General features: G+C 41.1%; 22 protein-coding genes. 8 read left to right on the forward strand and 14 right to left on the reverse strand.

Annotation, left to right across the window (positions count from 1 at the left end; translation table 11 throughout):
- The 3 genes from QA601_05995 (at position 1) to QA601_06005 (ending at position 2,598) form a co-directional block, all read left to right on the forward strand.
- The gene (locus QA601_05995) at positions 1-828 is read left to right on the forward strand and encodes a hypothetical protein (protein MDG5814618.1); all 828 of its coding nucleotides are present in this window, start codon (positions 1-3) and stop codon (positions 826-828) included.
- A gap of 39 nt (positions 829-867) precedes the next feature.
- Positions 868-1,638, forward strand: coding sequence for a hypothetical protein (locus QA601_06000; protein ID MDG5814619.1), 771 nt, complete (start codon positions 868-870; stop codon positions 1,636-1,638).
- Positions 1,639-1,704: 66 nt separating this feature from the next.
- Positions 1,705-2,598, forward strand: coding sequence for a hypothetical protein (locus QA601_06005; protein ID MDG5814620.1), 894 nt, complete (start codon positions 1,705-1,707; stop codon positions 2,596-2,598).
- 622 nt (positions 2,599-3,220) lie between these two features.
- Here QA601_06005 and QA601_06010 read toward each other — a convergent pair.
- The 8 genes from QA601_06010 to QA601_06045 all read right to left on the reverse strand — a co-directional run bounded on the left by QA601_06010 (position 3,221) and on the right by QA601_06045 (position 11,772).
- A complete protein-coding gene (locus QA601_06010) occupies positions 3,221-3,844 on the reverse strand; it encodes a hypothetical protein (GenBank protein ID MDG5814621.1) in 624 nt (207 codons plus the stop codon).
- Positions 3,845-4,056: 212 nt separating this feature from the next.
- Positions 4,057-4,500, reverse strand: coding sequence for a hypothetical protein (locus QA601_06015; protein ID MDG5814622.1), 444 nt, complete (start codon positions 4,498-4,500; stop codon positions 4,057-4,059).
- A 34-nt stretch (positions 4,501-4,534) separates the two neighbouring features.
- Positions 4,535-6,448 carry a V-type ATPase 116kDa subunit family protein gene (locus QA601_06020; GenBank protein MDG5814623.1) on the reverse strand — a complete coding sequence of 638 codons (1,914 nt, stop codon included), beginning with the start codon at positions 6,446-6,448 and terminating at the stop codon, positions 4,535-4,537.
- On the reverse strand, positions 6,448-7,047 hold the full coding sequence (locus tag QA601_06025) for a V-type ATP synthase subunit D (protein MDG5814624.1): 600 nt from the start codon (positions 7,045-7,047) through the stop codon (positions 6,448-6,450). Before QA601_06025 ends, QA601_06020 begins: the two co-directional genes overlap by 1 nt.
- Positions 7,048-7,124: 77 nt before the next feature.
- The gene (locus QA601_06030) at positions 7,125-8,450 is read right to left on the reverse strand and encodes a V-type ATP synthase subunit B (GenBank protein ID MDG5814625.1); all 1,326 of its coding nucleotides are present in this window, start codon (positions 8,448-8,450) and stop codon (positions 7,125-7,127) included.
- Between the two features lie 34 nt (positions 8,451-8,484).
- Positions 8,485-10,257 (reverse strand): V-type ATP synthase subunit A, encoded by a 1,773-nt coding sequence (locus tag QA601_06035; protein MDG5814626.1) that lies wholly within the window; start codon positions 10,255-10,257, stop codon positions 8,485-8,487.
- Between the two features lie 49 nt (positions 10,258-10,306).
- Positions 10,307-11,155: a DUF2764 family protein gene (locus QA601_06040; GenBank protein MDG5814627.1), complete on the reverse strand. Its 849-nt coding sequence runs from the start codon at positions 11,153-11,155 to the stop codon at positions 10,307-10,309.
- A 2-nt stretch (positions 11,156-11,157) separates the two neighbouring features.
- Entirely contained in the window at positions 11,158-11,772 is a 615-nt protein-coding gene (locus tag QA601_06045; protein MDG5814628.1) for a hypothetical protein, read from the reverse strand.
- 392 nt (positions 11,773-12,164) lie between these two features.
- On the opposite strand from QA601_06045, the gene QA601_06050 reads away from it, so the two are divergent.
- The 5 genes from QA601_06050 to QA601_06070 all read left to right on the forward strand — a co-directional run bounded on the left by QA601_06050 (position 12,165) and on the right by QA601_06070 (position 15,456).
- On the forward strand, positions 12,165-13,415 hold the full coding sequence (locus QA601_06050) for a lamin tail domain-containing protein (protein MDG5814629.1): 1,251 nt from the start codon (positions 12,165-12,167) through the stop codon (positions 13,413-13,415).
- Between the two features lie 103 nt (positions 13,416-13,518).
- Positions 13,519-14,325 carry a hypothetical protein gene (locus QA601_06055; protein ID MDG5814630.1) on the forward strand — a complete coding sequence of 269 codons (807 nt, stop codon included), beginning with the start codon at positions 13,519-13,521 and terminating at the stop codon, positions 14,323-14,325.
- 197 nt (positions 14,326-14,522) lie between these two features.
- Positions 14,523-14,849, forward strand: coding sequence for a hypothetical protein (locus QA601_06060; protein MDG5814631.1), 327 nt, complete (start codon positions 14,523-14,525; stop codon positions 14,847-14,849).
- Positions 14,850-14,959: 110 nt separating this feature from the next.
- Positions 14,960-15,241: a hypothetical protein gene (locus tag QA601_06065; protein MDG5814632.1), complete on the forward strand. Its 282-nt coding sequence runs from the start codon at positions 14,960-14,962 to the stop codon at positions 15,239-15,241.
- A 29-nt stretch (positions 15,242-15,270) separates the two neighbouring features.
- On the forward strand, positions 15,271-15,456 hold the full coding sequence (locus QA601_06070) for a hypothetical protein (GenBank protein MDG5814633.1): 186 nt from the start codon (positions 15,271-15,273) through the stop codon (positions 15,454-15,456).
- A 70-nt stretch (positions 15,457-15,526) separates the two neighbouring features.
- Here QA601_06070 and galE read toward each other — a convergent pair whose 3' ends face one another.
- The 6 genes from galE to QA601_06100 all read right to left on the reverse strand — a co-directional run bounded on the left by galE (position 15,527) and on the right by QA601_06100 (position 22,288).
- On the reverse strand, positions 15,527-16,498 hold the full coding sequence (galE, locus tag QA601_06075; protein ID MDG5814634.1) for a UDP-glucose 4-epimerase GalE: 972 nt from the start codon (positions 16,496-16,498) through the stop codon (positions 15,527-15,529).
- Between the two features lie 9 nt (positions 16,499-16,507).
- Positions 16,508-17,989: a S1 RNA-binding domain-containing protein gene (locus QA601_06080; GenBank protein MDG5814635.1), complete on the reverse strand. Its 1,482-nt coding sequence runs from the start codon at positions 17,987-17,989 to the stop codon at positions 16,508-16,510.
- A gap of 188 nt (positions 17,990-18,177) precedes the next feature.
- The gene (locus tag QA601_06085) at positions 18,178-19,602 is read right to left on the reverse strand and encodes an SUMF1/EgtB/PvdO family nonheme iron enzyme (protein MDG5814636.1); all 1,425 of its coding nucleotides are present in this window, start codon (positions 19,600-19,602) and stop codon (positions 18,178-18,180) included.
- 226 nt (positions 19,603-19,828) lie between these two features.
- A complete protein-coding gene (locus QA601_06090; protein MDG5814637.1) occupies positions 19,829-20,257 on the reverse strand; it encodes an ACT domain-containing protein in 429 nt (142 codons plus the stop codon).
- A 46-nt stretch (positions 20,258-20,303) separates the two neighbouring features.
- Entirely contained in the window at positions 20,304-21,617 is a 1,314-nt protein-coding gene (locus QA601_06095; protein ID MDG5814638.1) for a phenylacetate--CoA ligase, read from the reverse strand.
- Positions 21,618-21,715: 98 nt separating this feature from the next.
- The gene (locus tag QA601_06100) at positions 21,716-22,288 is read right to left on the reverse strand and encodes a rubrerythrin family protein (protein MDG5814639.1); all 573 of its coding nucleotides are present in this window, start codon (positions 22,286-22,288) and stop codon (positions 21,716-21,718) included.
- Positions 22,289-22,385 lie beyond the last annotated feature (97 nt).

Raw genomic sequence — 22,385 nt, forward strand, 5'->3', positions numbered from 1 at the left:
ATGAGAATAGATAATCAAACGATAATGCTTGGGACAGCTGTAGTAAGTGTATTGTATATCATTTTTCTGATTATGTTCAGATCAGATTTTGCCATAAATTCTGTGAGCGTTCGTATAGCCAGACCTTCCAATTTTGAAGAACTCAAAGCAACGGTTCAGGAGTTGACCATTCGTTTCACTCACTCTGGAGGTGGTTCATCATCAGGTGTTAGTACAGCACATTTCCACGGTTATGTCACCTATAAATATACCTATAATAATGTCGAACACGAACAGACAATTCATCTGCCCAGTAGCGATTCAGAAGATATAGTAAGAACAGCAAACAGTCTACAACAGATGTTTCCTGATCAAATCATTACAATCAGAAATGAACCTCTAAGTGAGGGGGCGGAGAAAATGGCCAATTTTGTGACATCAAAACTTCTCAACAGTAAAAAGGATGTTAAAACATTGGTTAACATTCACAAAAAGGAGCTCTCTGTTCTGCCTGCACCTGGTCAGAAAAATACAGTATTCGACTTGCGAGTACTGCGTTCAAACCATAATATCAGCATGCCTGCCGCTGCTATTGATGGAACTGTAAAGAGAATATACCCTGAAATCGCAAAGCTAATCCTAATATGCACAATTTTTGCCAGCATCGCACTCGCATTTAAAATAGAATCTTTCTACAAAAACATTGCTGTTACTCTTATCTGTTCGATTCCAATTATTATCGCGATCTTCTTTCTTCTGCACTCTTCAGTACTGGATCGGTTGTGGCCCAATGAAACCGTCCAGCACCCTACTGATGATGTCGCAGTGTGGGGGGCTATAGTAGAGTAGCTTAGACTAATCTTTATATATTTAGACGGGAGTCAATGTATGCAGGATCCGCATTATTTTTTTTCAATAGAACATGAGGGTTTGGCTGTTGAGTTATGGTTCAATGACATACTTTTAGACAGTGACCCTGAAGGGAAATTTAAAAACCGTCAGTTTCTGAACAATCTCTTTATACTCGATGGTGAAAACACTCTAAAACTAAAGATCAGTCTTCCAGGAACACCCCCACGCAAACCAGAAAGTTTTAATCTTAAAGCAGGATTTCATATTGTTCAGGAGGAGAGTGAGGAGCTACCAGATCCCATTGCAGAACTAAAATTCCCTGGCAATAATGTCCCTTCATTTCCTGCAGAAATTCAAACTACATTTACAGTTCAAAGCCCTTTTGGGAAATGGCTGTGGGAGGATGCCCAGGAGATCGATGTCGATGACCCACAAACAACTTCAGCAACTGTCTCACTTATTTCTTCCTTGCATAAGGCTTTGATTTCACAAGATCTTGACAAGGTAACAGACATACTCTCATCCAAAGCTTCAGAAACAGCACGCGCTTATTACATCCCCTCTGATGACCGTTTGAGTGATCAGCGTCAATTTTTCCAGGAGATCTTCAACGATTCGCAATTCAACATGGAACCCTTTAAACCTGAAAGTTTGAGGTTTACCCCAATGGCAAACAACAGGTTACTCTTTATTGAACAGAAAGATGGTTCGTCTGCTTTGGAATCAACAGAGCTTTCTGAAGGGTACTGTTTCTGTTTACCTGTTTGTCTGTGCAAAATTGATAATGAGTATATAATTATCAGGTGATAATTAGCTTTAACCAATCTCAACAAAATACAAGCATCTAATCTTTATAATAACCTGGAGCTAAACATGCTTAAAACATACTCGAATAAAACGGTATCTTTAATGAATAAGTCCTTTTGGTGCATAGTTTTTCTTGGCAGTTTCACTTTCTTTTTTCATGAAGGTCCGAGTGGTATAACTAGAGCTGAAGAGTCATCTGAGCCAATTTATTTCTTCTCCATTAATCATGAAGGGTTGGCTGTTGAGGTTTGGTTCAATGATGTACGTATTGACAGTGATCCGGATGGATATTTCCAAAATCGAAGGTTTGCCAACAACCTTTTTGTAATCAATGGTGAAAATAGGTTAAGAATAACAATAGACCTTCCCAAAGAGCAAAATAAACCTGAAAATTTAAACCTCACAGCGGGTTTTCATGTGGTATTAGAAGACGTTTTAGAATTACCAGAACCAATTGCTGAACTAAATTTTTCGGGAGAGGATGGTTCATCATTTCCCGCCGAAATAGAAACCTCATTTGAAATTCTGAGCCCCTTTGAAGAATGGTTGTGGGAGACAGCCCGGGAAATTAACATTAATGATCCGAAAATAGTTGAAGGTTCCGTATCTGTTCTTTCCTCCTTACATGACGCTATGAGTTCTCGTGACATAACTAAAGTTATGGACCTACTTTCCGTCAGAACCCGAGAAATGTCACATGCTTATTATTCTTGTGAAGAGGAAGCTATTGTTGATCAACGCACGCTTTTTCAAGATCTTTTCAATGATCCACAATTCAATTTAGAACCTCTTGAGCCCGAAAATCTCAGATTCATTCCAATGGCAAACAACCGTATGATTTATATCGAACAGAAAGATGGTTCATCGGCTCTGGAAACAAAAGAGCTTTCTGAGGGTTTCATTTTCAGTTTACCGATCTATTTATGTAAAATCGGTGAAGAGTTTATTGTGGTCAGGTGAAAAGTTTAAGTTGTTGTTAGAAAATGTCCTTTTATAACAAACACATTATTGCAAGCTGCTCAAGACAGACACGAACACCTAATCATCTTTTTTCATATCTTGTGCATGAAAAACCTGCTCACAATTCTTATACTCACCATTGACGCTAGCAGCAGGAGGATTCTCCTGCTGCACTATACAAATTAAAGACAATTAACTGTTCACCTCTGCCATCTCCATCTCCACCTTACCTTTTAAAGCAGCGAATAATCGCACCGTAATTACAATCGTATCCCTTTCAAGCGCCACCGTAGCAGATCTGCAATGCTGGTTATGTCATTTTGAAACTGTGCATACGTTCAGCAAATCACATCACCTCTAAATTAGATTTCCATACGAGCACAATCCTGAGAATGGGTTATAACCTCGCATGTTTTGTTACCAAAATCCCCATCGATCGGTCCTACTTCATCAAACCCAAAATCCAACAACAACTGCTAAAGCTTTTTAACATCTTCCCCTGCAATATAGCCATCCCCATCAACTGTTCTTAATTGATACTTGGAAACTGCAATAGATCTGTTCTCTTATTACTACAGGGTAATTAAAGGTAACAGTATGGTAAAGTCTTTATAGCATTATCTTATGGCTGCTTAAAAAAATCAAAGTGCCCTTCCAGTGCAGCGCCTAAAACAGTTCCTGATCGATAGTCGTCTGAAAAGAGCGGTGCATAAAAGGGACGCAATCCAATGATTCTGCTACTTCCGGCACTACTTTGAAATTTCATCCCTATCAAAGCACTGATAAAGGGTCCGGCTGCCGCGAATTTATGTGGGTCACTGTCGTCTTGCTCTGTTTTATAATCTGGACCATAGTGAAAACTAATACCCAATCCAGGCCCAACAACGAGTCCTATATCGTCACTGATTTGATGTGTGTACTCCACAATAAACTCAGGTTCAAACTGAAGCATATCAAATGCCGTCGCAAAAAGAATCGGTCGCATAATTGGAAGCTTGAAACCAACACTCCATGTATCGTTAAAATGCAAACGGGTATTGAACATAACATCGGCTATAGGTCCTCCCTTAACCCCTGCAGGTGAGGCCACACACATACGTGTGTCATCGTACCGTGCCCCTAACATTACATTAATACCCAACGATATCTTTGTGTTATTTTGGGCAGAAACACTGTAAAATAGAGTTAAAAGAACAAGAAGAGAGAGATAAACAGTCTTCATCAATTTATTTAGCGATTGTACCATAGCGCCTGTCTTATTCCTTTCAGCATTTTAGCAAAAACGAAATTCAAACTATACAAAGAATAAAAATAGGTTGATCTATCAACGGGTGCAAGTGCAAAATGAACGAGAGGGAGGATTCATTTCAAAGTAAATTAAAGATGAGAGCACACCACAAAAAAGGGGCAAAGCACATTGTGCTTTGCCCCTTATATTTTTATACCTAAAAAGAACTACTACATGAGACCCTGCATCAAAATAGCAGCAACGAGAGCAAGAATAGCATAGAACTCAGGAAAAGCTGCCAGGATTATAGTGTTACCAAAAACGTCGTGACCCTGACCAATAGCAGCTATACCATTAGCACAGATTTTCCCCTGAAAAGCAGCAGATGCGAATGCCGCAATCGCTACCGCTATTCCAGCACCCAGTACAATTGATCCCTGATAAAGGGTTAGATCAGGTGATACTGTGGCCTGATATATAATGAACGCAACGAAACCATACAGTCCCTGAGTCGCTGGAAGTCCGGAAAGTACAAGACCTGAACCAAAAGCTTCCGGTTTCTTTTTAAGCATACCAACAGTAGAAGATGCTCCTGTTACTATACCAATAGCTGAACCGGCACCAGACATACCAACCATAAGACCCATTCCAATCAACGCAAGTACATAGCCCATCAAAAAACCTCCTGAAGTATTGTGATATGGTTAATTACTGATCAACTTTAGCAAAAGGAATAAATGGTTTACTACCACCCTTATACCCAACTGCTCCATAAAATTCTACAAATGTTAAACGTAACGGATGAACAAATGCTCCCATAGCTGAGAGAGCAAGGTTAAGACCGTGCCCAAATACCAGAACCAGAATTGTTGCAATCAAACCCCAGGAGGCATAATTAATCTCTCCGTTATCTGTAATGAACAGAAATGCGATCTGATTGAAAGCCCCTCCAAGTAATCCTCCTGCAAGACCAAGCGCAAAAAGACGCAGATACGACAGTAGATTCTGAAGTGTTCCTGTTATTAGGTTATAAAGCTCCCAAAGTCCGGTGAGAGGCCTTAAAATAAACTTTTTCTCTATGTTATTGAAAAGAAGGATACCAATTAATCCAAATATAGTTAATCCTTGCCCTACTCTTTGGGGAACAGAAATCAAAAAGGCGCCCATCTCTACAGGCCCAACGGTAAATTCCCCTATTCCAAGACCAAGAAGATCGGCATGAGCAGACCAAACAAATGCCCCCAGCATTATTAAAATTGTACTTATTGGTTGCAATCCGGCAGCAATACCCGAATACTTAATTTTCATATAAGACTGGAGACCAATACCAAACAACAGTTGTACAGCACCAACAACCAAGGCTAAACTCATTGCAGGAAACACCTGTCCTGCAGGTCCAACCTGTGCCGAAAGTGGAGCAAAATACTGCACACCTACAGGAAATAGTGCGCTTTCTTCAATACCTGGACCACCAAAGATTGTCATACCAAAGAAGGTGTTAAGTAAAACACCACTAACAAATGTTGACAACCCAAGAAACACGCCGAGTTTCATAAATGGTTTTAGTTTAGGTTTAACTTTCATCCCTGCATAAATCGCAAGTACGGTTAAAACCATTCCATACCCAGCATCACCCAGACACAAACCAAAGAATATCGCAAAGAATGGCGCTATAAAGGGCGTTAGATCAAGCTCATTATATGTAGGTAAAGAATAAAGACCCAAAATTGGCTCAAAGAGAGTAGGAAAGGAGCGATTTCTTAACTTTACAGGAACATCCTCATCCTCCTTTGGATCCCTTATAGAAACATAAGCAGGATGTCTGTTTACATAATTTCTTAGCTCTTTTTCTTTATCACTGGGAAACCATCCGGATAAAGACAACATTCTTCCTTTAGCTTCCCTTTTAAGTGACAGCCTTGCTTTTTCAAACTGGTATTGATTGAATGTATCGACCCTGAATTTTTCCAGAAGCTCAATTCTGTTTACCATCTTTTCGATCGACTGCTCTACCCTTTTGCGTTCTTTCACTAATTTGGCTATATTTTCTTCAACCTGTTTTAATGAAAGTGCAGGAAGATGAACTTCTTCACTTTGAGGTATTTCAATAACCCCACCATTTTCAATGGCGATGAAATACACAGTAGAATCAATTCTGTTTATTTCTTCAACAGGATACTCTTTGCGATCTATCTGTTCGAATAGTTTATCTGACATGGTGTAAAACCTGATTTTTACACCAACCTCTTTCAGTTTGTTTACTTTCTGATGATCGAAATTTCCCCATGGCTCAAGAGTTTCTTTATCTTTAAGCAGATTTTCTATATCCTGCTCAATTTTTTCCTTTTGAGTCTCAAGTTCTTCAAAACGAAACAGAATTTCTTTAGCATCGCCTTCTTTTACCTGATCAACCTGAAGGTCTTTTTCTTTTTGAATTTTTTTGAGCGTATCGATAACTCTTACCGACAGATGCCCTACACCTCTTAGTTCCTGAACTTTGGGTGAATCAGATTCCTGAGCTTCGGTGATGTGAACAACACCGAGCTTACCAAGATCATCCAGAAATTTTTCCCGTTCCTTATGGTAGAGGAGCAGGTCCATTCTTTTCATTTTAACTATCATTATGCAGCCTCCGCCATGGCAATTTTGGCCTTTAGTATTTTCTGTGAAGATTTTGACAAGTTTTCATCATCTTCAAGAAAACGTTTGATTCTCCGGATAGCTTCATTGTATTCAGGAATTTGCACCTTTTCATAAAGATTAACTTTCTGAGTTGTTTTCTTTCGGGCATATTCCAAAATAGAAACCTTTTTCTTCCCAAGTTCAAGGCCAATTTTTACTTCTGCAATATTTTTGATCAGTTCAAGACCCTGAGGAACCCATGCCGCATTGCTTATTAAACTGTACCGACGAACATCAAACTCTACATCATTCAATACCGGAGTTTTAACACCCGCAATTTTCTTAATGTCGATATTAACGTCTTTAATGCTTATAAGCTCTCCTGGCATCTCATTCCAGAGTCTATACGTTTGAGAGATTGATGCAAGCATCTCCTCTACCTTCTTTTCATACTCCGCAACCTGCTCCTTGGCTTTTTTTACCTCAAGCCTTAAAGCAGACTCCTTTGCAATAAGAGTAGGAAGAGCATTTTCTCTTATCTTCAGTTCTTTATTAAGCTGTTGAAGAAAAGTCTTATTGTATTGAAATTTTAATGCCATTAATTTCTCCTTCCGAAACAGGAAGAGAACAGGTTAAGAGAGTCGCTGTTATTGCTAACAACGACTTGGTAATAATTTTATTCGGCTCCAACCCAAAATTTATCCATGATTTCCTGTTTAATACCAACTTCATCTTTTGAAAAGTATTTTCCAAAGAGTCTCCACCCGGTATCAAGCATCTCATCAATTTCTATATTGATATCGATAGCCAATAGCTCACGTGAATACTCTTTTGCAAACTTAAGTGTACGCTGATCGTATTCTGTTAGGTCAAAACCATTTTCCAGTTTTGTCCGTGCACTTGCAGCATCAGCATAAAGACGAATAGCGGTGTTCATCACCTGTGGATGATCAGAGCGAGTCTTTTTACCAATCACAAGCTGCTTAAGACGGGAGAGACTTCTGAAGGGATCGATAATAACTCGTGCGATATCAGTATCACGACGTAAATACAGCTGTCCTTCAGTGATATATCCTGTATTATCAGGAATAGCATGGGTAATATCACCACCAGAAAGTGTCGTCACTGCGATAATGGTAATCGATCCGCCATCAGGTAACTGGGCTGCCTTTTCGTAAATTCTTGCCAAATCACTGTACAGAGATCCGGGCATACTGTCTTTTGAAGGAATCTGATCCATACGGTTTGACACAATCGACAGGGCATCTGCATAGAGTGTCATATCGGTCAAAAGCACCAGTACATTTGCATTCTTTGTTGTTGCAAAGTGTTCTGCAGCACTAAGACACATATCCGGAATCAGAAGACGTTCAACCGGTGGACTCTCTGTGGTGTTAATAAAAGCGGTAATACGATCCAGTGCACCGGCATTATCAAAAAGAGTTTTGTAGTAAAGATAGTCGTCATTTGACAATCCCATACCACCCAGAATAATAGCATCAGCTTTTGCTCTGAGTGCCACATCTGCCATAACCGCATTGAAGGGCTGGTCAGGATCAGCGAAGAAAGGTATTTTCTGTCCCGAAACCAGTGTGTTGTTAAGGTCGATCCCAGCAATACCGGTAGCGATAAGCTCCGAAGGTTGTTTTCTTCTAACCGGGTTCACCGAAGGACCACCAATTTCGATCTCTTTACCCTCGATATCCGGTCCACCATCAATGGGCTCACCATAGGCATTGAAAAAACGTCCCTTCAACTCATCGGAGACTTTTAGTGTTGGTGGCTTTCCAAGGAAAACCACCTCTGCATTGGTCGCGATACCCTGAGTCCCCGGAAAAATCTGCAGAGTAATTTTATTGCCGGAAATCTTAACTACCTGCGCAGGCCTTCCGTCAACCGTCGCCATTTCGTCATTCGCAACACCTTCAGCTTCCACTGTACATGTTGCTTTCGTAACATTTTCAATATGAGTATAAATTTTCTGAAAAGCTTTTGTTTTCATCTGCTATATCCTCTTTTAGTGCCCTGTAGCATTTTTAGGCCTGGGCGATTGATTCAGATATTCTCTGAGCCAACAGATTATCCACCTGCTGTTCAAGTTCATTGAAATCATCACTCTGAAACTCTTTATAATTCATCTGACGCAGTAGGTTTATGACTCTCTTAAAATAGATACCAATTTCCTCAAAAGAATCGAAATTAAACTCTGCGTCACAAATTCCCAGCACCTTATTAACCATGTACTGCTGACGCTTCAGTGATGTTGAAGCATCAACCCGATCAAATGCATCCTGCTGTAAAATCACAAAATCGATTACTTCAGACTTATTGAACACGATATGGTATTCAAGTGGTACACCATCATCACCAAGAATATTAATCTGGTCGTTAGCTTCCTTACCTCTGAGCAAAATATCTTTAAGCTGTAATACCTTATCAACCCAACCCTGCTCAACAGTTTTGTCCAGATACTCAACAACCTCGTTATATTCAATGTACTTTGAATAACTGTCGATCGGATCAACCGCAGGATACCTCTTACTGTCTGCCCGACCCTGTGATAGGGCGTAAAAACATCTTGCCGCTTTTTTAGTAGATTCGGTCACCGGCTCTTTAAGGTTACCACCTGCAGGACTAACCGTACCAACAAAGGTTATCGATCCCGATTGCCCGTTATTGAGATAAACATACCCGGCTCTTGAATAGAAGTTTGCAATAATAGCAGGTAAATCCATAGGGAACGCATCAGGACCAGGGAGCTCTTCCATACGGTTTGACATCTCTCTTAGAGCCTGCGCCCATCTTGATGTAGAGTCAGCCAGGAGGAGCACTTTGAGCCCCATCATACGGTAGTACTCTGCGATTGTCATACCGGTATATACACTTGCTTCACGAGCTGCAACCGGCATATTGGAAGTATTACAAATAATAATAGTACGTTCAATGAGCTTACGTCCGGTACGCGGATCATCGAGTTCAGGGAACTCGGTAAAGATGTCAACCACCTCGTTAGCACGTTCACCACAGGCAACTACGATAATAAGATCCGCTTCGGCGTATTTTGAAAGAGCATGCTGAAGCACGGTCTTTCCACAACCAAACGGACCAGGAATAAACCCGGTTCCACCCTCGGTAATTGGATTCAGTGTATCAATTGCGCGGATACCGGTTTCCATTATTTTGAAAGGACGAGGTTTGTTCTTGTATCCTTTAACCTCAACCTTAACAGGCCATTTCATGGTCATGGTAAGCGTGTGTTCTGTACCATCAGAGTCCTCAACTACAGCCATAGTTTCATGAGCGGTATAATCACCCTCACCTACTATAGATTTAATTTTGTATGTGCCCTTAAAGTTGAAAGGAACCATTATTTTATGATCAATCCAGCCTTCCTTTACATTACCAATCCAGTCAGAGGCCTGTACCACATCACCCTGCTTTACCAGTGGAGTGAAATGCCACTTGGTTTCTGCGCTTAGTGCCGGAGTGTACTCTCCTCTTTTAAGGAAAACTCCCTCCATGGTATCCAGATCATTTTGCAGTCCATCGTAGTTTCTGGACAACATTCCGGGCCCCAGATTCACTTCCAGCATATGACCGGTAAACTCGACAAGACACCCTACATAGAGACCGCGGGTGCTTTCGAATACCTGAACATATGCGTTCTTGCCGCTAATTTTGATCACCTCGGCCATCAATTTGGTTCCTTTAAGATCAATATAACAGATCTCATTCTGGGCTATCGGGCCGTCAACTTCGATAGTGACCAGATTGGCGATAATTCCAGTCACTTTTCCCTTGGTGCTCATCGTTTTCCTCCACGATATATGATAATTAATTAACTCTCAATGAATAACTTTAAAATCCCGCAGGAACAGTAAAACTATTCTTAAGCTTCTCAACAAGACTGTCCAGCTTAAGCCTACCGGTTTTAACATCGAGTTTCATCCAGCGCTCAACAATCATAAGTCTGATTGTAAATGCCGCAATGGTCTCTATACCGAAATACGATAACCCCACAAGCTCTTCAGCCATATCCCATTTAAGCTGATCAATCTCTTTTTCGAAAGTAACCAGCTCTCCTTTGCTCGAAGAAAGGAGCCGCTCGATCCAGGGCAGGGCCGAGGAAAGACCAAAATCACTTGCAGAACTGCGAAGAATCGCTTCAGTAATTTCGTTTTTACCAATAATGGTTGATTTTAGTGCTCCGTCGCGACCATTACCTAACGCCTCGATGTGCCCCAGACCCTTACGACAGTTAATAGCTGAAAGGATATTACGCAGGTTCAAATCAAATATGAACCATTCTCTTACATATTCACTTTCATGAGTTAACATTTCCTCGTAAAAAAGCCAATTGAGCTGATCGGCCGGAGTCAGATCACCAAATAATTGCTTCTTCTCCTTATAGGATTTCAGGAAAACCTGCATATAGTCATCGAGGTTCTCCGGAGAGCGCAATGCTGAATTTATCTCCTCTTTTGAGTAGTTTCCCCTTGGATCAAATTCCTTCTTCTGGGAAACAAGAGCCGAGATCAGGTTTGCGTTATCGACAGGAAGCCGTAGTGCTCTCAGGACTTCAAAATCTTTGTCGTCAAGTTCTTCCATGGCCTCTTCCATAAAAGCGTTGAATGCAACTACATTCTTGCTCTCATCAACAATAAGGTCAGGAAGACCTGAAACGAAATAATAATAGTTCCTGGCCATGATTACTCCCCAAAGAGGAAAGCACGTGTTCTGGGTCTTAGATATTCCTTAAAAAATTCCTTAAAATCTTCATCGGTCAGACTAATTTTGAAAGCTCCATCTGCAGGGCCTATACGAAAACCTGATTTGATTGCCTTAGAAAATGAGATTTCAAGGCCTTTTGAGAGCAGGTCTGATGCGCTCTTTTTCAAGTTTTTCTCAAGCTCCTCTTTATTCTGCTCAGGAAGCAATACTTCAAGATCAGGGGCTTCTCCTGTGGATGTTTTCCAGTTACTTATCACCGTAGCGATATACTCTTTCAACACAGCCGGATCGGAGAGTGTTTTAGTTGTAGCCTCATCAAGCACCTTTGCATTGATGAGCGTGGCGATCTGATTTTTGATTGAAGCGATTGCCTGAGAACCGGAAAGTTTGAGTTCAGATTCGGTATTGCGCTTAAGCTCTTCGGCTTTTTTCTTTGCATCGGCAATAATCTTTTCAGCTTCTCTTTTGGCCTCTGTGACTATTCCTGAAGCCTTTTCCTCAGCTTCTTTAACAACCTGCTGGGCCTTCTCCTCACCCTTTTCTACACCTTCCTGATAAATCTTCTCGGTCAGTTCCTGGATTTTCTGTTCCATTTACATTCCCCTGACAAATTGTATATGGTGAATAATATAAGCTTCCTTCATTTGCTGTTTAAACGCATTCGAGGCCATTTTAAGCGGTTCAACACTGCCAAAAATAGAAATCTAATATACAACCTTTTATGATTCTACGCAATGAAATTAAAACCACTAAAAACAATTGTTCAATTCTTTAATAAATTTCAACTGAAATTTATTAAAAACTTTGGTAATTGAGCGGGTAGCTTCTGGTTCAAATCATCGCTTCTGGTTACAGAAAATGTTTTATTTAACGCTTTTTTTTCTTTTCCTGTATTCCCAAAAATGATTAATTTATAAAAAGCCTCACTATTTTTTTCTTTCCCAAAAAAAACAAATTAACAGTATTTTTAGCGAAAGGAGCTCATATGCCTTGCAGAAAAACTTCTCTGGCCTTCCTTTCAGTCATCTTTTTTGTTTTAATTCATTTAAGCTGCGGTCAAAACCCGGTGGATCCACCTCAGGACGCCAGCGGCTCTCTTGAGGTTCGCGCCTTAATCAACAATAATACTTCAAAGCTCGCCAAAACAGTTGCAACCACATTCAACACCATAAATGTGGTAGTAACCGGAAACGATTTCGATACACTTCGATGTACTATTTATGCAGACCCCTTTCGCCCCTCCATAACCGACACCGTGCGCGGTATTCCTCCAGGCACCAATCGTACCGTCCAGGTGTGGACTTCAAACGCCGAGGGGGAAACTATCCACATTGATTCGGAGCCACTACACACCATCCGTATCGACAGGGGGATTACTACCCGGCTTGATGTAAACCTCATTCCTGTGAAGGGTTCAATTTTTCTTCAGCTCACTGACATTCCCGGTGATGTTGACACCATCGTTGCGGTATTTGCTTCCGATGAGCGAATATGGGAAGTAAGACAGGGTGCATCAGGAAAATTTTACCTTAGCCTGGACAATATACCACACGAAACAGAAGGTTTTTTTAGTGTCATAGCTCTGGGGGCTGGCTCTACGGGGGACACCCTGTTTATTTCTGAGCAAGAGCTTTTTTTCGATGCTCGTTCAGCGCAGCAAATTCAGCTTGAGTTTTCAACTGTAACCGGCTCAATTGAACTGGTATTTGAAATAGAGCAACCCGGCTCTGTTCTCTCCTCAGGCACCTTTTCACCAATGGCCCCCGAAAGCGGTGAACTAATTATAACAGAGATTATGTATGCTGTAACCGATTCGGAATATGTAGAACTGTTCAACCCCTCTCCTGACACTCCCTTCAATGGTGATCTTATTATTCAGATCGATAAAGGTACAGAGCGGGTGTATGAAGATATAACCATTGCACCTCAATCTTACTTTGTAATTGGAGCCAGGGAGATGCCATGGGCAGACATCTGGCATGAAACCGCAAGCGCATTACGGTTAGTGAGAACCGGAAACTGGATAACTTTAAAGAAAACCGACGGGACAGTAATGGACCGGGTTGTTTTCAGCCCCCAAACAGCGGGTCTTCAGTGGCCACCGGTATCGGATAAAAAATCGATAGAGCTTAAGCGGGAGTATTATGATGTGTCTTCAAATAATCATGGGCGATACTGGAAAGTATCAACCACCCCTATTGAAGGCACAGGTATGTACGGTACTCCCGGCTACTAAGCCTGTTTGCTGGAAGTTGCTTTCGGCTTCCAGCCAATTTCCTCCCTTAAATGGAACAGGTTTTGCTCCTATAAGCGTTTAAATATTCAAAGGGAGGCTATCTATGAAACATGTTCTCATACTTTTACTTCTTCTGTGCTCACAGGCTTCTGCTATTCAGGGGTTGTTTATATCTGAATTCACTTATGAATATGGATTTTTAGGGGTGATAAGCCATATCGCTCAGTTTAGTGAAGATGGTACCGAAATAGATTACAGAGATGAAGGAGCTCAGGATATACTGTTCCCCTTTTCACGTATCCAGGTTGCAGTCAGCACGCATCCTCACCGGTTCTTTTTGCTGTACCAACCACTTGAAATCACCACTGTGGAAAATGCCCAGAGGGACCTCTTAATCGATGAAGAAGTGTTTGAAGAAAATACGCCCATACGATTTAAATACAGTTTCCCATTTTATCGTGCTGGCTACACCTATTCCTTTACCGACCCCTTCAGCAGATTTCAATTTGCCGCTGGCGGTGCGCTACAAATACGTAATGCAAATATCAGTTTTACCTCGTTGGATGGTAATCAGCTCAGAACCAACAGAGATGTTGGCCTGGTACCTCTTTTGAGAATCATCTCCTCATGGCGAATCAATCCCGATTGGTTACTGCAAACAGAGATAGATGGAATTTATGCACCGGTACGATACCTTAATTTAAGTGATACAGATGTAGAAGGAGCTTTTATTGATGCAAATCTCAGAGCTATTTACGCCGGTGCTGGATTTGTCTCAGTATATTCAAATATACGATACCTTGCAGGTGGAGCAGAGGGGACCTCTGATCCCAACGGGCCCGGGGATGGTTTTGTTCGCAACTGGCTTCAGTTTTTAACATTATCGCTGGGCCTTTCACTATCTATTTAGAGGCTTTGCTGCTCAGGGTTTAAAAGTAGTTATCCTGTGATTAGCAAAGAAAGAGAATACCTCACAATTTTAACTTGTGATTTATCGTTAATACTAGAGGGACAGTAAGAATTTTAGAGTAAAAGAGTAAAAATTTAGTAATACGGGCTTAGTACTTGCTTGTTTAATAATTCAAACAGGTACAGGGGGTGGAAGTTATGTTACAGGAAAAAGAAAAGCGACAGCAATTACTTAACTTTTTAGACAACAGGGCGTTTGATCCCATACTTGAGGCAATACCCGAGCATTACTCCAGTGATAAGGACAGAAAAATGCTTGAAGATGTACAGGAGATTACCAGATACGAAAAAGATATGTTCCATTTTCAGCTTACAACAGCTCAGCAAATAAAAGATCAGTTTATAAGAGAGATGACCCGAGACAACAGTGGCAGAATCTCAAGAGAACTTGAGGATCTTGAGTTACCCAGGTTTCAGGAGATAAAGTCACAGTTTTTAAACCTTTGTAATGAGCTTAAGATTTAGATCAAGTCTAGATCAGGACACTGAACGGTTGCTGTAATTATGACAATAGATTGCACTCGATACTCTAAATCTCTTACAAGGAAGTGTTAGTTTAGACTGGAGGTGCAAACATGGCTAAGGCTGTTTCAAAGAAAACCACAGACCATAGTGAGATAAAACAGTGGGTATTGGAACACGGTGGAAAACCGGTAAAGGTAAAGGGCACCGGTAACCAAAACGACCCCGGAGTACTACGGATAGATTTTCCGGGTGGAGCTGGAGAGGAAACATTTGAAGTTATCTCATGGGAGGATTGGTTTGAAAAGTTCGATAGTAGTGATCTTGCATTTTTATATCAGGAACGAAAAAAAAGTGGTGAAGACAGTACCTTTTTCAAACTGGTAAAACGGTAAGCTGTTCTTTATTAAAAGAGGGGTAATGTATGGCTACTGTAGAAATAAATCAAGCTCAAACAGAGGTTCTTCTGGAAGTGCTTGAAAGCACACTTTCAGAGCTAAGAATGGAGATATCACATACCGACAGTCCTTTTTACAAGGACAAATTAAGAGATAGAAAAGAGGAACTGATTGCCCTGTTAGACAAGTTTAAGGCACTAAAAGAGAAATAGCACAAAGTAGTGATTTTACGGGGAGGGGGATGTCCGGAAGTGAGGACTTCTGGTGGTGTCGCTTAGAGTTTTAAAGCGTTTTTTGGTACACTTTCCAGGTGCTTTCAATAAGGGATTGTGTATCGCTGTTAAGAGCTTTCCACCCAAGCAGTGAGGAAGCCATTTTTGATGAAGCTACCACACGGGCCGGGTCCCCGGCTCTACGCCCTACCACCCGAGCAGGTACGGCTTTTCCTGTAACCTGCCTGGCCATTTCAACCATCTCAAGTACACTAATCCCATTTTCACTACCCAGATTGATTTTGATATTGGTTGAATTTTGTGCTATATAATTAAGAGCCATTAAGTGAGCTTTAGCTAAATCGGTAACATGGATGTAATCACGAATACCCGTGCCATCGGGAGTATCGTAATCATCACCAAAAATGTCTATTCTCTCTTTTTTACCAACAGCAACTTCCATAACTGCAGGAAGCAAATTAGCAGGATTACGTTCAAGACCATATATCCTACCTTGCAAATCATATCCAGCGGCATTAAAATATCTAAGCGCAGCAAAATTGATGGGTTTTAGCCTACTGTACCAATCGAGGAAACGTTCTATTTCAAGCTTGGTAAAGCCATAGTAGTTTTCGGGTGCACAGGGATGGTTCTCATCAATAGGCAAATACTTTGGTTCACCATAAATAGCAGCAGATGATGAGAAAACAACGTTCTTTGTACCACATTCAGTACAGACATTAAGCAGATTAAGTGTTCCTGATATGTTGTTAAGAGAGTACTTCTGGGGCACAACCATGGACTCTCCGGCAGCTTTTAATGCTGCAAGATGAACGACTGCATCATATCCCGTTTGCATAACATTGAGCAGTGCAGGGTAATCAAGAATGTCACCTCGAAAAAAAGTCGCCTCAGGAAAAAGGTTTTCCTTGCACCCGGTGGAGAGGTTATCGTACACACTTACCGAGTGTCCATCATCGAGAAGGCAACGGGTCACGTGACTCCCAATATACCCAGCCCCACCAACTACAAGTACTTTCATACGTTTTTCCTATTTTTTAGATTTAAGCGCAGCCATCAGTGCAGCCCCGAACTCTGTTGAGCTTTTGGATTCCTTTTTAGTTTCTTTTTTTTGCTTCTGAAGGAATTTCTTTGTTTCCTCTGTTTCTTTTTTGTCATCAGAAACACCCATCGACAGAGATATTCTTCGGTTTTCAAGGTCAATGCCTTCAACATGAACGGTAACCGAATCACCTTCTTTTAGACTATCCCTTTTATCCGCTACTATATTCTGGAATACCAAAAGCCCTGTTACGCCTTCAAAGATATCGATAAAGTAGCCAAACTTAGCCTTTTTAGCAACGGTTCCTGCAACATCTGTACCAATAGCGATTTTCTCTTCTAAGCCATTCCATGGATCTTCACTCAAATCTTTGAGACTTAAAGAGATCGTTTTCTTACTCTCATCTATACTTAAAACGGTTACACGCACATTCTGATCCTCTTTCACCATTTCAGATGGATGGTGAACCCTTCTGCCCCAGGCCATTTCTGATACATGTACCAATCCCTCAACCCCTGGCAGCACTTCCACAAAGGCTCCAAAGTCAGCCAAACGGGTCACTTTCCCATCCAGAGTCTGTCCAATGGAGATTTTGGTAGAAATATCTGTCCAGGGATTATCAAATACCTGTTTTATTGAAAGCGATATTTTTGAGTTGCGCAGAGGAGATTTTTCCTCCACCTTCAAAATAACAAACTCAACCTCCTGGCCAATTTCAAAGGATTCTGAGAGGTTTTGAGCCCTTTCCCAGGAGACCTCCGAGATATGCACAAGGCCTTCCAAATCACCAATCTGCACAAACAGTCCAAAATCAGCGACTTTTGATATTTTCCCTTTAAGTACAGTTTTCGCCTCTGCAGCTTCTTTTAATTTTTCAAGCTCCTTTTTGAGGCCCGACTCCAACAATGGGATGCGGGTTAGAACAATGTTTCGCCCACCCTCAGTGATACGGGAGATTACAAAATCGTACGTTTTGCCCAGAAATGTATTAACATCCTGAGTGAATTTTATATCAATCTGGGAAACCGGACAGAATGCCCTGTGCCCCATCACCTTTACATTCAAACCACCTTTATTTACTCCGGTAACTTTACCCTGTACTGGAATCTTTTTGTCACAGGCATCTCTGAGTTCCTCAATATCTGCTGTGTGGGCGCTCATACTTTTGCTGATAAGTGTTTCATCACCTTTGTTGGAAACTATATAGCCCTCTACTGTATCACCCTCTTTAACACTTACCTGCTCCGCACCGCCCAATTCAGAAATTTTTATCATAGCCTCATTTTTTGCCCCTATTTCGACAAAAACATATTCAGAGCCGATTCTGCTTACTGTTCCTTTTACTTTGGATCCCGGAGAAAAACTTTTAACACTTGTGTCTGTTTTCTCTATCATTTCCATAAGCTGCTCAGATGCCTTATCAACACCCTTTTCTTCATCAAAAAAATCATCGTAATCCTTATCAAACATAGCTTTTCCTCCGGAATGTGCAAAATAACACTTCTATATAGTGTTTCAAAATAGCTAATTGGCAGTATTATATCAAAACAGATAATTATTTGTTGGGGATATCGGAAATATTTTATTCAGAGGTAATTTTCTCCGGTAACCCTGAATTAAACCAAAGCTACCGGAAATTTAACCAAATATCTGTAGTCCTATTCCATTGACCTTACTACCCTGAATCCCAACCTGTTGTCCCTGGACGAGGGGTTCATCATATATCTGAAGGTAGAGCGAATGTTATCCCTGGAATTTGAATAACTACCCCCTCTGTATGTCCGTTCTGTTCTACGCGAAGTTCTTGGGGAGAAGTGGTCGATAACCATCTCTCCACCAGCATATGAGATATAATAATTCTGACACCATTCTCCAACATTTCCGTTCATATCATAGAGACCAAAAGGATTTGCAAAGCGATGGCCTACCGGCTGGGTTCTGTTGTTACTGTTTTCTGAAAACCATACATACTTTGCAATATCTTCATCTCCCCAGAAGGTAACAGTAGCCGCTTCACCCCTGGATGCATATTCCCACTCTACTTCTGTAGGTAGTCGGTAAACATCGGTTAAATGATAGTTTATCTGCAAACCACCCACCTCAGTAACATTATCACCCACCCTGGTAAGAGAAGAATAGGTATAAAAGGTATCAAGCCCTTCAGCTTTGCTAAGCTCATTGCAATAAAGCATGGCATCATACCAGGTGACATTCTCTACCGGGTTGCTGGGAAGGTCTTTAAAAAATGAGGGATTAAAGCCCATTAGCTCCTCAAACTGCTCCTGTCTCACCGGTGTTCTGCTTATTTTGTAATCCATCAGGTTATTAACAGTGAAAACCGGCCTCTCCATTGAACCCCCATCAGCATAACCGATGGTAATAGTTTTACCTTCAGATTCAATAAGAACCATATCGGATTTGTCACCATATGCGACACATTCAACCGCCACTCCCTGTGCAAAGGGATCGTTTGTTTCGGCCTTTTCTATAAAATAACCGGCCTTTGTCACGAAAATGGTATCAGGAAAAACTAACTCTAAATTGGCTTTTCTTGGATTAGGGGGTGAGTAGACAGAGCTCTTAAAAGCTGGGGAATAATACGATCCCGATGAAATAACAGGAAGAGTGTAATTAGCTGATGCTGTTTGCAGGTGAAAAATATAGAAACCGGATGACAACACAGGTGCTTGAATGCTCTTAACACCCTTAGCCATTTCACCCCTAAACAGTTCATTAACTTTTTTGCCCCTGAGATCTAAAATTCTTAAAGTGATATTTTGTTTCTCAGAAATGCTTACATCAATGAAATTACCCTTAGTGATAGTAAAAACCGGATCTGAATACGCTCCTTTAAGACTGCGATTAACCGATGTCTCTTCAACATAGGAGAGCTGAAATTCCCCTTCTTCATTGGTTATGGCAGAGATAGTATTATTAATAAGTTGTACAGTTGCTCCAACAAGCGGCCTGCCACTATTCTTATCCATTACAGATCCCGTTATATCGACCTGCATATCTTCAGAATACAAATTACAAAAAAACAGAAGAAGTAAAACTGCTATAAAGATTAACCGATCAGCCATGATACTAACCTCCTGCATGCAGTTATGGTAGAAGTGCACCCCTAAACCGGGAGACTGCTAAAGGGCCAATCAGCCCTCTTATCAATAATTTACTAAAATTTGAGACCTTTGCATAGTATTTAGCCTCTTTTTATTTGCTCTACTGGTATGTTTTATGAAAACACACCAGTAGGGGTCTACTTTAGCGACCAAAGGAGGTTAGAAGCAAAATAGTTTGCTATTTTACTTACAGTTCATAAAGTTCGTCATCGGAAAGAATTCTGTAACCATTCTTTTCCACTATAGTTTTGGCAAACTGGTAATCCTTAACTTCAATACACAGAACCGCTTCTTTACTCGATTCAATAACAAAGCCATAGGCATCGATGATATTTACATTCACCCCGGAAAGTGTTTCTGTGAGCTGGTACAAGCTTCCGGGTGTATCGCCAAAAGATACCGCCAGGACTTTTTTCAAAGCACAGGCAAACCCTTCTTCTGATAGCAAAAGATGGGCCTTACGAGGATCGGAAACGAGGATCTTTACAATGCCATAGTTCTCCCGATCAGCTATGACAATTGCTCTCATATTAATATTATTTTCACCCAGAATACGGGTTATTCTGTTTAACCGTCCCGGTTTATTTTCCACAAAAACATTAATCTGCTCAGCCATAAAACCCTTTCCTTTGTTACTAACCATTTATCTTCATAAACAGCATTCAGGAGTCAAATCTTTCATCAAAAACACGCTTTGCTTTACCTTCAGATACGGGTAAGCCTCCAGGTTCATGTAATTCTATAACAGGATTTATAGTGATAGAGGCCTTCAGCCTTTCGCTTATTTTTCTTTTCAATGCATCCAATTGAGAAATATCACCTGTAAAAAGTTTAGAGTAAATTTCGGTTTTTAGTGTTAACCGGTCCAGTTGCCCCTGCTTTTTTACCAAAATCTGATAATTAGTACCAACTTCCGGTACACCCATTATGACCTCTTCAATCTGGGAGGGGAACACATTTACCCCATTAATTATAAGCATATCGTCAGAACGTCCCTTAATCCTTGCTATCCTTCTATGCGTTCTGCCACACTTACACATACCGCCATGAATATAGGAGAGATCACGAGTTCGGTATCGAAGAAGAGGGGTAGCTTCACGCCTCAGTGTAGTGAAAACAATTTCACCCTCCTGCTGTTCACCTAAAACTTCCATACTTAAAGGATCAATAATTTCCATAAGAAACGAATCTTCCCAAACGTGCATTCCATCCTGATAAACGCACTCAAATGCTACACCAGGCCCATTCATCTCAGAAAGGCCATAGGAGTTATACGCCTTAATTTGGAGCAGCTCCTGTACTTTCAGTCGCGTTTCTTCTGAATACGGCTCTGCACCCATAAAAGCTTTTTTAACCTTAAGCTCAGCCCTGTCTACCCCACAACATTCAAGCTGTGATGTTAAATGAAGCAGATAGCTTGGTGTTGCATGAACAACGGTTGTACCGAAATCCCGCATAAGGGACAACTGACGCCTGGTATTTCCTGAACTTGAGGGTATAACAAGAGCCCCCACTCTTTCAGCTCCATAATGAAACCCTAATCCCCCGGTAAAAAGCCCATAACTGGCCATATTCTGGAAAACATCACCCTGACCAACATCACACATAACAAAACAGCGTGCCATGAGGTCGGTCCAGGTATCTATGTCGTTTCTGGAATGATAAATAACCGTTGGTATACCTGTTGTTCCACTTGAAGTGTGAAGACGAATGCTGTCCTTGATGTCACAGGAGAGTAATCCAAAGGGGTATGCCTCTCTAAGGTCATCCTTTGTGGTATACGGGATACGTTTGATATCCTCGAGTGTTTTTATTTCACTGCCCGATTTTATGCCAACTTTCCCTAATCTGCGCCTGTAAAAAGGAGTTTTAAGTGCTCTGTCGACAGTATCCCTAAGAAGCTTTAGTTGTAGCTCTTCAAGAGCCTCTCTCTGAATAGTTTCCTTTTCTTTGTTCCAGTATTTAACATCCATCATTTGAATCCCGGTTAAAAAAATCAATTACAGCTTAAAAAAAAAGCAGTGCCGTTAATTAGACAGCACTGCGTAATACAAATCGCTAAGCGTATTTAAACTCAATATTGCTGAGTAGTGATTTCAAAGAAAGCCTGTGGATGCTCACAACACGGACACTTAGTCGGAGCTGCAAGCCCTTCATGAATGTGGCCACATTCTCTGCACTTCCACTTTACCGAGGTTTGCCTGTTAAAAAAGGCTCCCTGCTCCACCAGATCAGCCAACTGCAAGTAGCGTTCTTCATGATGTTTTTCGACAGCGGAGATCAATGAAAACTGTGTGGCGATTTTTGGAAAGCCCTCTTCCTTTGCTATACGTGCAAATTCAGGGTAGAGAATTGTATGCTCTTCATTTTCTCCTGCTGCAGCAGCTTTGAGGTTCTCAACTGTGCTCCCAATCACCCCTGCAGGATAAGTTGCTGTGATCTCAACCGCTCCACCTTCCAGCAAACGGAAAAACCGTTTAGCATGCTGACGTTCGTTTTCCGCTGTTTCGGTAAATATAGATGCTATCAGCTCATACCCCTCTTTTTTAGCCACTTTTGCGGCAAAAAGATAACGATTACGAGCCTGTGATTCCCCTGCAAATGAAGCAAGAAGATTTTTCTCGGTTTTACTTCCCTTAATAGTCATAACCCCTCCTTAGTGATAAAAAAACGGACCGGGAATCAATAAAACTAAGTTTTCTGATGTTTTATTTTCAAGTAGTACGCTCTTTTTTTTGTTATCT

This window comes from Chitinispirillales bacterium ANBcel5, from assembly GCA_029688955.1.
GTDB lineage: Bacteria > Fibrobacterota > Chitinivibrionia > Chitinivibrionales > Chitinispirillaceae > Cellulosispirillum > Cellulosispirillum alkaliphilum.